Source organism: Tepidimonas sp. (assembly GCF_036825565.1).
Classification (GTDB): Bacteria; Pseudomonadota; Gammaproteobacteria; order Burkholderiales; family Burkholderiaceae_C; genus Tepidimonas.
Genome location: NZ_DAISXZ010000076.1, coordinates 1 through 10,889, shown reverse-complemented (window position 1 = coordinate 10,889; position 10,889 = coordinate 1). Strand labels below are relative to the sequence as shown.

The 10,889-nt window shown below is 70.4% G+C and carries 10 protein-coding genes; 3 read left to right on the top strand and 7 right to left on the bottom strand.

Annotated features, from left to right (window positions below):
- Window positions 1-170 precede the first annotated feature (170 nt).
- The 3 genes from tsaB (at window position 171) to V7026_RS09715 (ending at window position 2,502) form a co-directional block, all read left to right on the top strand.
- Entirely contained in the window at window positions 171-941 is a 771-nt protein-coding gene (gene tsaB, locus V7026_RS09725) for a tRNA (adenosine(37)-N6)-threonylcarbamoyltransferase complex dimerization subunit type 1 TsaB (RefSeq protein ID WP_334155186.1), read from the top strand.
- 92 nt (window positions 942-1,033) lie between these two features.
- Window positions 1,034-1,549 carry a ribosomal protein S18-alanine N-acetyltransferase gene (gene rimI, locus V7026_RS09720; RefSeq protein WP_334155185.1) on the top strand — a complete coding sequence of 172 codons (516 nt, stop codon included), beginning with the start codon at window positions 1,034-1,036 and terminating at the stop codon, window positions 1,547-1,549.
- Window positions 1,546-2,502 carry a uracil-DNA glycosylase gene (locus V7026_RS09715; RefSeq protein ID WP_334155184.1) on the top strand — a complete coding sequence of 319 codons (957 nt, stop codon included), beginning with the start codon at window positions 1,546-1,548 and terminating at the stop codon, window positions 2,500-2,502. The genes rimI and V7026_RS09715 overlap by 4 nt, the downstream gene beginning before the upstream one ends.
- Before the next feature lie 6 nt (window positions 2,503-2,508).
- Here the strand turns inward: V7026_RS09715 and V7026_RS09710 are convergent, their stop codons facing one another.
- From V7026_RS09710 to mltA, 7 genes are all read right to left on the bottom strand, one after another.
- The gene (locus tag V7026_RS09710) at window positions 2,509-3,564 is read right to left on the bottom strand and encodes an ABC transporter ATP-binding protein (RefSeq protein ID WP_334155183.1); all 1,056 of its coding nucleotides are present in this window, start codon (window positions 3,562-3,564) and stop codon (window positions 2,509-2,511) included.
- Entirely contained in the window at window positions 3,561-4,565 is a 1,005-nt protein-coding gene (locus V7026_RS09705; protein WP_334155182.1) for an ABC transporter ATP-binding protein, read from the bottom strand. The genes V7026_RS09710 and V7026_RS09705 overlap by 4 nt, the downstream gene beginning before the upstream one ends.
- Window positions 4,566-4,581: 16 nt before the next feature.
- The gene (locus V7026_RS09700; RefSeq protein ID WP_334155181.1) at window positions 4,582-5,493 is read right to left on the bottom strand and encodes an ABC transporter permease; all 912 of its coding nucleotides are present in this window, start codon (window positions 5,491-5,493) and stop codon (window positions 4,582-4,584) included.
- Between the two features lie 36 nt (window positions 5,494-5,529).
- Window positions 5,530-6,510 carry an ABC transporter permease gene (locus V7026_RS09695; protein ID WP_334155180.1) on the bottom strand — a complete coding sequence of 327 codons (981 nt, stop codon included), beginning with the start codon at window positions 6,508-6,510 and terminating at the stop codon, window positions 5,530-5,532.
- 102 nt (window positions 6,511-6,612) lie between these two features.
- On the bottom strand, window positions 6,613-8,184 hold the full coding sequence (locus V7026_RS09690) for an ABC transporter substrate-binding protein (RefSeq protein WP_334155179.1): 1,572 nt from the start codon (window positions 8,182-8,184) through the stop codon (window positions 6,613-6,615).
- Window positions 8,185-8,312: 128 nt separating this feature from the next.
- Window positions 8,313-9,419: a 6-phosphofructokinase gene (locus V7026_RS09685; RefSeq protein WP_334155187.1), complete on the bottom strand. Its 1,107-nt coding sequence runs from the start codon at window positions 9,417-9,419 to the stop codon at window positions 8,313-8,315.
- 27 nt (window positions 9,420-9,446) lie between these two features.
- Window positions 9,447-10,514 (bottom strand): murein transglycosylase A, encoded by a 1,068-nt coding sequence (gene mltA / locus V7026_RS09680; RefSeq protein WP_334155178.1) that lies wholly within the window; start codon window positions 10,512-10,514, stop codon window positions 9,447-9,449.
- Window positions 10,515-10,889: the final 375 nt, after the last annotated feature.

The window sequence follows — 10,889 nt, the reverse complement described above, 5'->3', positions numbered from 1 at the left end:
CCGGGCATGGGGGGTGGACATGGATCCTCCTCGGGCTAGGGGCAGCATGAGCGCGGCACGGCGGACGCCGCCGCACGGGCGAGTCTAGCAAGGCTGGCGCTCAACCCTCGGCGGTCGGCCAGCCGACGTCTCCTTCAGCGGCACCCGCCCCACCGGGGATAATCGCCACCATGGATGACGCCACGACCCCGCCCCCGCGCCCCGGCCTGCAGCGCTGGCTGGCGCTGGACACGAGCACCTCGGTGCTCAGCGTGGCCGTCGGCGCAGCCGGGACCGCCGAGCCGCTCGCCTGGCACGAGGGCGAGGGCGGGGCACAGGCGTCGGCGACGCTGCTGCCGACGGTGGAGGCCCTGTTGCAGCGCGCCGGCTGGCGGCTGGCGGAGCTGGACGGCATCGCCTTCGGCCACGGACCGGGTTCGTTCACCGGGCTGCGCACCGCCTGCGCGGTGGTACAGGGGCTGGCTGCCGGGGCGCGGCCGGGCGGGGTGCCGGTGCTGCCGCTGAGCACCCTGCTGGCGGTGGCGGAGGCCGCGCGCCTGCGCCATGCGCCGGCGGCCAGACGGCTCACCGTGCACGCGGCGCTGGATGCGCGCATGGACGAGGTCTACGTGGCCTGCTACGCCTGGAGCGTCGCGCACGGCTGGCGCGAGCTGACCGGGCCGCACCTGCGCCGCCCCGAGGACCTGCCGCATGAACAGGGCGCGCTGCACGCCGGCAACGTCGCGGGTGTCTACGGCGAACGGTTGCCATCGGCCTGGCTTAGCCAGGCCGGCGGCGCCACGCAACCGTGCGCGCGCGCCTTGCTGCGCCTGGCGGCCGCCGGCGTGGCGGCCGGGTGCTGCGTCGGCGCGCACGGCGCCCAGCCGCTCTATGTGCGTGACAAGGTGGCGCTGACCGTGGACGAGCAGGCCGCGCTGCGCGCCAGCCGGGCGGCCGCTTGACAGGGCGGGTCATGAACCCGGAGAGGGACGACCCCGGGCCGGCGGCCTCCGACCACGTCGGCGGTGCCGACGCACGGCAGATTTGGCGACCGATGACCACCGCCGACCTGGACGTGGTCGCCGAGGTGGCCAAGACGGCGCACGCGCATCCATGGAGCCGGCGCCATTACGAAGACTCGCTGGCCGCCGGGCACTGGGCGCGCGTGCTGGCGCGCCGCCCGGATCCGCGCCACGACCCGCCGCACTGGGTGCACGCGCCCGTCACCCCAGAGGGTGCCTGGCTGCTCGGCTTCCTGGTCGCGATGGAAGGCGTCGACGAGGGGCATCTGCTCGACGTCACGGTGGCGCCGCTGCAGCAGCGCCAGGGCTGGGGCCGCTGGCTGCTGCGGGCGCTGGCCGACTGGGGCCGCGCGCAGGGCTTTGCGCAGCTGTGGCTGGAGGTGCGGCGCAGCAACGCCGCCGCGCGCGCGCTCTACGCCCGCTGCGGCTGGGTGCAAGCCGGCGTGCGCAAGGGGTACTATCCCGACACGGCGCAGCGGCGCGAGGACGCCATCGTGATGCGGCTCGACCTGTGCCGTGCGGCCGACACCGTCTCGACACCCCGATGAATCTGCCACGCGCCCTGCCCTGGCTCGACGAGCGCCGCTCGGCCCTGCTGGCCGAGATCGGCGTGCCGGCATGGTGGCAGCCGCGCGCGTTGCTGCCGCGTCCGGCCGGGGAAGGCGATGTCGGGGCGCCCATCGGGACGACGGTCCGAGTCGCGCCGACTCCCCATGCGCCGCGGACCCCGCCACCGGACGCCTCGGCCAGCGCGCATCCTACACCTGCCCCGACCGGGTGCCCCCAGGCCGCGCGCGCCGATTTCGCCCCAGTGCCCTTGCCCCTTCGTGACCCGACGCCTCGCTGCGAACCCGCCCCCGACACCGACCTCGCCACACTCGATTGGCCCGAACTGGAAGCGGCGATCCACGCCTGCCAGCGCTGCGGGCTGGCGGCGTGCCGCCAGCGCGCGGTGCCGGGCGTCGGCGACCGCCGGCCCACCTGGCTGATCGTCGGCGAGGCCCCGGGCGAGGAGGAGGACCGCCAGGGCGAGCCGTTCGTCGGCCGCGCCGGGTGGCTGCTGGACCGGATGTTGGCGGCGCTGGACCTGCAGCGCGGCCACGGCGTCTACATCGCCAATGTGCTGAAGTGCCGCCCGCCGCGCAACCGCAACCCGGAGCCGGACGAAATCGCGCGCTGTGCGCCGTACTTGCGGTGCCAGATCGCGCTGCTGCAGCCGCGCATCGTGCTGGCGCTGGGGCGCTTTGCGGCGCAGACGCTGCTGGCCGAAGGCGGCTGCCTGCCGCCGGAGGAAGCCGCGCGCGTGCCGCTGGGCCGGCTGCGCGGGCGCGTGTTCCAGGCTCGCCTCGGGGAGCTCACGCTGCCGGTGGTCGTGTCCTACCACCCGGCCTACCTGCTGCGCAACCCGGTGGACAAGGGCAAGGCGTGGGCCGACCTGTGCCTGGCGGCAGAAACGCTGGCATCGGCCGACGGCGCTGCCCCGGGCGCACCGACGGCCTGACGCCGCTCAGATCCGCCCTTCCTGCACCGCGTGGCAGGCCACGCGCACGCCGCCGATCGTCTGCAGCACCGGCCGCTCGGCCTTGCAGCGCGCATCCGCATGCGGGCAGCGCGGGTGGAAGGCGCAGCCGCCGGGCGGATTGAGCGGGTTGGGCACCTCGCCCTGCACCGGCGTGCGCGCCTGGCCCGTCGCATGCAGCTTGGGGATGGCCTCCAGCAGCATGCGGGTATAGGGGTGGCGCGGCTGCGCAAACAGCGTGCGCTTGTCCGCCAGCTCTACCAGCCGCCCCAGGTACATCACGCCGACCTGGTCGCTGACGTGGCGCACCACCGCCAGGTTGTGGCTGATGAACAGATAGGTCAGCCCCTGCTGGCGCTGCAGGTCCTTCATGATGTTGAGCACCTGCGCCTGCACCGACACGTCCAGCGCCGAGGTCGGTTCGTCGCAGACCAGAAAATCGGGCTTGGTGGCCAGCGCGCGCGCGATCGAGATGCGCTGGCGCTGCCCGCCCGAAAACTGGTGCGGATATTTGACCATGTCGTGCGGGCTCAGGCCCACCGCGCGCAGCAGCTCGCCGACGCGCTCGCGCAGGGCCGCGGCGTCACTCAGCAGCCCGTGCTCGCGTAGCGGCTCGGCGATGATGTCCTCCACCCGCCAGCGCGGATTGAGGCTGGCGTAGGGGTCCTGGAAGATCATCTGGATGCGCCGGCGCAACTGCCGCCCCTGCGCGCTGCCATAGGCGGCGTGCGCGTCCTGCCCGTCGAAGACGAAGCGCCCGCGCGTCGGGCGGTACAGCCCCACCAGCAAGCGGGCGACCGTGCTCTTGCCACAGCCCGACTCGCCCACCAGGGCCAGCGTCTGACCGCGCGGAATGTCGAAGCTCACCCCGTCCACGGCGTGCAGCCATTGGCTCGGCTTGCGCTCCAGCACACGGTTGAGCCACGGCGCGGACACGTCGAACGTTCGGGCCAGATCCTCCACCACCACCAGCGGGGTGGCCGGGGTCGAGGACACGGTGTGGGACGGCGCCGTGCGCGCCGGGTCGATGACCGGGGTACTCATCGGGGGACCTCCGCCTTGGCCGGCACCTGCGCGATGGGGGCCTCGTCATGCAGCCAGCAGGCGGCGCGGGTGGCACCGGCCGGCATCAGTTCGGGGCGCTGGTCATGGCAGCGCAACATGACTTTTTCGCAGCGCGGGTGGAAGGCGCAACCGCGCGGAATCTCGTTGAGGCGCGGCATGGCGCCGTCGATCTGGTGCAGCCGTTCGCGCTCCATCTCCATGTCGGGGATGCAGCTCATCAGACCAGCGGTGTAGGGGTGCGCGGGGCGGTGGATGACCTCGTGCACCGGACCGATCTCGGCCACCCGCCCCGCGTACATGATGGCCACGCGGTCGCAGGTCTCGGCGATCACGCCCATGTCGTGCGTGATCAGCATCACCGCCGCGCCGCGCTGGCGGCAGATGCGCTTGAGCAGCGTGATGATCTGCGCCTGGATCGAGACGTCCAGCGCCGTGGTCGGCTCGTCGGCCACCACCAGCTGCGGCTCGGCTGCCAGCGCGAGCGCGATGACGACGCGCTGGCGCATGCCGCCCGAGAACTGGTGCGGATAGTGGTCGATGCGTTCCTCTGCGGCCGGAATGCCGGTGTCTTTGAGCAACTGGATGGCGCGCTGCCGCGCCTCGGCCGGCGAGACGTCCAGGTGCGTCAGGATGGTCTCGGTCAATTGGCGACCGATCGAGTACAGCGGGTTGAGCGAGGTCAGCGGATCCTGAAAGATCGCGCCGATGCGCCGGCCGCGGATGCGGCGCATCTGCGCCGGCGGCAGGCGGTCGATGCGCTCGCCCTGCAGGCGGATCTCGCCGCCGGCAATGCGCCCCGGCGGCTCCAGCAGGCCGATGATGGCCGCGCCGGTGAGCGACTTGCCGGCCCCCGACTCGCCCACCACGCCCAGCACCTCGCCGGGGGCGATGTCGAACGAGACGCCGTCGAGCGCGCGCAGCACGCCGCGGCGGGTGGGAAACTCCACCACCAGGTCCTTGACTTCGAGCAGTTTGTCCATGGGCGGGGCCTTTCGGTCAGCGCAAGCGCGGGTTGAGGGCGTCGCGCAGCCAGTCGCCCAGCAGGTTGACCGACAGGGCGATGATGACCAGCATCACCCCGGGGAAGATGGTGATCCACCACTCGCCGGAAAATAGGTAATCGTTGCCGATGCGAATCAGCGTGCCCAGCGATGGCGAGGTGGGCGGCGCCCCCACGCCCAGAAAGCTCAGCGTCGCCTCGGTGATGATGGCGGTGGCCACCTGGATGGTGGCCAGCACCAGAACCGGACCCAGCACATTGGGCAACACATGCCGGCGCATGATGCGCAGCGGCGCCACGCCGATCACGCGCGCGGCCTGCACATACTCCTTTTGCCGCTCGACCAGCGTGGATCCGCGCACCGTGCGCGCGTATTGCACCCAGCCGGTCAGCGTGATGGACAAAATCAGCACGCCAAAGGCCAGCGTCTCGTGCGCATTGGGGAACAGCGCGCGCCCCACCCCCGCGATCAGCAGCGCGATCAGAATGGCCGGAAACGACAGCATCACGTCGCACAGGCGCATCAGCAAGGCGTCCACCCAGCCCCCCAGAAAGCCCGCCAAAAGCCCAAGCGTGACGCCCAGCAGCACCGACAGCACCACCGACGCCAGCCCGACGAAAAGCGAAATGCGGGCCCCATAGATCAGGGCCGACAGAATGTCGCGCCCCTGGTCGTCGGTGCCCAGGGGGAAAACCCATCGGCCCTCGTCATACCACGCGGGCGGCAGCCGGGCATTGCCCAGCTCCAGGCTAGCCAGATCGAACGGATTGTGCGGCGCCACCCACGGCGCCAACAGGGCGGCGAGCGCGCACACCAGCGCAATCACCGCGGCGACGATCGCCGTGGGCGACGCGCGAAAGCTGTAGCCGATGTCGCTGTCCCACCAGCGCATCCACCAGGATTTCATGAGCGTGTCCTTCCTTTTTGGGGAACGGGTTCGCCGTCAGTGGCCGCCGGCCTTGTCGAGGCGCAGGCGCGGATCGACGGCGAAATACAGCAAATCGACGATCAGGTTGATGACCACGAAGATCAGCGCGATCAGGCACAGGTAGGCCGCCATCACGGGGATGTCGGCAAACGTCACGGCCTGGATGAACAGCAACCCCATGCCGGGCCACTGAAAGACCGTTTCGGTGATGATGGCAAAGGCGATCAGACCGCCGAGCTGCAGCCCGGTGATCGTCATCACCGGCACCAGCGTGTTCTTCAGCGCGTGGCCGAAGTGCACCGCGCGGTCGCTCAGGCCCCGGGCGCGCGCAAACTTGATGTAGTCGGTGCGCAGCACCTCCAGCATCTCGGCGCGCACCAGGCGCATGATGAGCGTGAGCTGGAAGATCGCCAGCGTCACCGCCGGCAGCACCAGGTGGTGCCAGCCCTTGGCGGTCAGCAGGCCGGTGGTCCAGCCGCCCAGATGGGTCACCTCGCCCCGGCCGAAGCTGGGGAACCACCCCAGATGCACCGCAAACACCAAAATCAGCACGATGCCGATCAGAAAGGTGGGCAGCGAGACGCCCAACAGCGAGATCGTCATGAACACCTGGGCCAGGAAGGACCCGCGCCGCAGCGCCGCATAGACGCCCATCGGGATGCCGACCAGCAGCGCCAGGCCGGCAGCGACCAGCGCGAGCTCCAACGTGGCGGGGAAGCGCTCGGCGATCAGCCGCGCCACCGGCACACCCTGGTGGATGCTCATGCCGAAGTTGCCCTGCACGGCATGCACCACGAACTGCCAGAACTGCACGAAAAAGGGTTGGTCGAGCCCCAGTTCGGCCCGCACGGCGGCAACCTGCTCGGGCGTGGCGTCCTGGCCCAGGAACTGCACCACGGGATCGCCGACGTACTGGAACAGCATGAAGGCGACGAAGGCCACGGCCAGCATGACCAGCGCCGCCTGCGCCAGGCGTCGCAAGATGAAGGCAAGCATGCAAAAACTCCTGCGGGCGGCACTGCCGTGCCGCCCGCGCACACAGGTTGTCGTCGGACACGACCGCTTGGCGTCAGGCCGTGGGCCGCTCGCCAGAGACGATCAGTTGACCTTGACCAGACGCCAGTCGATACGGTTGTCGGCGCGGTGCACCACGTCGATCGACTTCTTCATCGCCCAGGGGATGATCTGGTTGTGCAGCGGGATGTGCACCACATCGTCGTTTTGCAGCTGCAGCGCCTCGGTCAGCAGCCGCGGACGGATGAAGGGATCGGTCTCGGTCTTGGCGCGATCGACGATCGCGTCCATCTTGGGGTTGCTGTAGCGGCCGAGATTGTAGTTGCCGTCACCGCCTTGGCCGACGGTGCGCACCAGCGACTGCAAGCTGTAGAGCGCATCGAACGTCGGCACGCCCCAGCCCAGCATGTAGATGCTGGCCTCGTAGCGCTGGATCATGGGGAAATACGTCACCAGCGGCAGCGTGCGCAGCTTGGCCTTCACGCCCACCTTGGCCCACATGGACGTGATGGCCTGGCAAATCTGCTCGTCGTTGATATAGCGGTTGTTGGGGCAGGCGAAGTCCACCTCGAAACCGTCCTTGTAGCCGGCTTCGGCCAGCAGCCGCCTGGCGGCCTCCACGTCATACGGGTAGCGCTTGTGCACCGATTCGCTCCAACCCGTGACCTGCGGCGCCACCAGCGCACCGGTGGGCTGGCTCAGCCCCCGCATGGTGACTCGGTGGATGGTGTCGATGTCGATTGCCTGGTACAGCGCCTTGCGCACCCGCACGTCCTTCAGCGGATTCTTGCCCTTGATGTTGCTGCCGACCAGCTCGTCGCGGTGCTGGTCCATGCCCAGGAAGATGGTACGGTTTTCGACCCCGTCGATGACCTTCAGGTTGGGGTTGTTGCGCAGGCGCGGCAGATCCTGCGGCGTGGGGTCGAGCACGAAGTCCACCTCACCCGACAGCAGCGCGGCCATGCGGGTGGCGTCGGCCTTGATCGGGGTGTAGACGATCTGGGTGACGTTGCTGTCGATCTTGCCCCAGTAGTTGGGGTTGCGCTCGAACACCATGCGCTGGTCGGGCACCCATTCCTTCAGGAGGTAGGGGCCAGTGCCCATCGCGTTGCGGTGGGCGAACGTTTCTTCGGTGGCCTTGATGTCCTTGGGCTCGACCGACTTGTTCTTTTCCGCCCAAGCCTTGCTCATCATGCGCAGCTCGGTGAGTTGGTTGAGCAACACCGGGTTGGGCCCCTTGGTGAAGATGTCGATCGTGTTGGCGTTGACCTTGACCACACGGTCGATGCCCTGGGTGTAGATGGCAAAGTTGGAGGTCTTGGCCATCGCGCGCTGGATGGAGAAGACCGCGTCGTCGGCCGTGAACGGCGTGCCGTCGTGGAACTTGACCCCTTCGCGCAGCGTGACGCGCAACTGCGTCGGGCTGACCTCGCGCCAGGCGGTAGCCAGCACCGGCTCGATCTTGAACGTGCGGCTGTTGTAGTAAACCAGCGACTCGTAGACCGCCGCATGGATGCCGTTTTGCAGCGCGTTGTTCTGGGAGTGGATGTCCCAGGTGGAGATTTCGCCGGCGCTGGCCCATTTGAACGGCTTGGCCTGAGCCACCGACACGCCAAGGGCGAGCACCGCGCCGAGAGCGAGAAGCTTGAGTTTCACGCTTGACACCTAAAAAGATGGAACAAGCCGCAACTATGCATGAGTCGCGCCAGCCCGCCGGCCGGGGTTTACCCGCAACCGTGGTGCCGGCGGGGGAATGCACACCGCGTCACCGACGGACCTGTCGGTCAGCCGACACTTGACCCGATACCCGCCCCGCCATCCGGCCCGCCGAGGCGGCCCGACTCGCCCAGCGAGACGCCAATCTGCCGCGCGGCGCGCAGCAGGGGATGGTCAAGCGGCACGCGGCGGCTGCCGTGCACCGCTTCCGCCAGCGCAATGCTGCCCAGCCGCCCCTCCTGCAACGTGACCATGCGATCGAACGCCCCGCGCATGACGAGCTGGGCCGCCTCGTTGCCAAACTGGGTGGCGAGCACGCGGTCGAACGGCGTGGGTGAACCGCCGCGCTGCACATGGCCGAGCACGGTGGCCCGCACCTCGGACGCCAGCCCTGGCTGCAGCGCCGCCGCCAACGCATGGGCGACGCCGCCCAGCCGGATCGGGTCAGGGCTGTCCGCGATGCGCTGCTGCACCGTCAGTGCGCCGCCGATGGGCTTGGCCCCCTCCCCGATGCAAACGATGGTGTAGCGCTGGCGCCGCTCACGCTCGCGACAGACCGCGGCGACAGCCTCGATGTCGAAGTCGATCTCGGGCAGCAGGATGACGTCCGCCGCCCCGGCCAGCCCGGCCTCCAGCGCAATCCAGCCCGCATAGCGGCCCATGGTCTCGACGATCATCACGCGCCCATGGCTCTGGGCGGTGGTCTGCAGACGCTCGATCGCCTCGGTGACGGTGGCCACCGCGGTGTCGAAGCCAAAGCTGCGCTCGCAGCCGGGGATGTCGTTGTCGATGGTCTTGGGCACCCCGACGATGGGCAGGCCGCGCTGGCTGAGGCCATGCGCGATGGCCATGCTGCCGTCGCCGCCGATCACCACCAGCGCCTGCAGTCCCAGTGCCCGGGCGTGGGCCAGGACGCGCGCGGCCTCGGCCTCGCTGCGCAAGGGGTTGGCCCGGTTGCTGGTGCCCAGGATCGTCCCCCCCCGCATCAGGATGCCGCTCACGCTCGCCCAATCGAGCGGGCGCACGCGCGGCGCCTCGCCCATCAGTCCGCCAAAGCCGTCTTCGATGCCGATCACCTCGGCCCCGCACTGCCGAAGCAGCGACTTGACGACGGCGCGGATGACGGCGTTCAGGCCGGGGCAATCGCCCCCGCCCGTCAGGATGCCGATGCGCAGGCTCATGGATCGCATTCCTTCATCGGTTCAGGGCTGCTCGCGCGGCCACAGCGCCCAGAGCTGCAGCGGCTGCTTCAGACCGGCGGCCAAGGCATAGGCGCCTTCGCCCCAGCCCGCAAAAAAATCCGCCCGCACCGCCCCGACGATGGCGTTGCCGGTGTCCTGCGCCAGCACCAAGCGCTGCAACTGCGCCACCGGCCCGCTGGAGGCCAGCCACAGCGGAGTGCCGTAGGGGATGGCCTCGCGGTCCACCGCGACGGAGCGCGCCGGCGTGAGCGCCACCCCCTGCGCCCCCCGCGGGCCGAACTGGGTGTCGAGGGCGGACAGCGCCTCCTCGCGAAAAAACACCACGCGCGGATTGGTCCACAACAACTCGTCGATGCGGTGCGGATTGGCCGCCGCCCAGGCGCGGATCGCCTCCCAGGTCCCCTCGCGGATCTCGCGCCGCTCCAGCAGCCAGCGCCCGACGCCCTGGTACGGATGGCCGTTGTGCGCGGCATAGGCCAGCCGCGCCAGGGTGATGCGCCCGTCCGGCTCGAGGATGCGCAGCCGCCCCGAGCCCTGGATTTGCAACAGCAAAGCGTCCAGCGGATCGACCAACCAGGCCAGCACGCGCCCCTCCAGATGGCCCTGGACCTGGGGGTCACTGTCGATCTGCTGGCGACTGAACCAGGGGCGGCCGGGCGCGGCCGCCAGGGCCGGCGGCGGAGCGTACAGCGGCACGCGGTAGGCCCCCTGCCGCACGCGGCTGGCCTGCAGCTCTGGCTCGTAGTAGCCGGTGAGCAGGCCCGGGCGGTTGCCCCCGTCGGGGGACAACACCCGGTAGGGTTGCAAACGCCGCATCATCCAGGTGTGGCGCTCTAGCGCGTCGGCCAGGGTCAGCCGACGCACCTCGGCACACACGGGGCCCCAGGGCGGTGCCGGGCGCTCGCAACTGCGCAGCCAGGCGTTCCAGGCTTCGTGCAAGGCGTCCCGACCCCAGCCGGGCAGCTCGCTCCAGCGCACCGGCTGCCACAAGGCCCCGCCTCGGCGCACCGGCGCGGGCAGTGGCGCGGCATCGGCCGCCTGCCAGGCGGCGTCGCTGGGTGTTAGCACCGCCGGGCCCTGCCCGTCGACCAGTGGGACCGGGGCGGCAACCGAACCCGATGGCGGGGCCGGGGGAACCGGCGCGGGTGCCGGCGCCTCCATGACCACAGGTGCACCGGGTGAACTGCCCCCCGTGGGTACGGCCAGCGGCGCGCTGCCGCAACCCGCCAGCGTGCCTAGAATCCCCCAGGCCAGCAGCCGGGCCACCCGACCGGCGCCCCATCCCGTCCCCATCGATCTCGTTGCCGTCATGACCCTGTTGCTGCTCGAAGCGCTCGGCGCGCTGCTGCTGTTCGTCTTCATCGTATGGTGGACCATGTTCGCCGGCCGCAAGCGCGGCGAACCGGCGGATGCCGACCCGCCCGCGTCCCACACCGACACGGC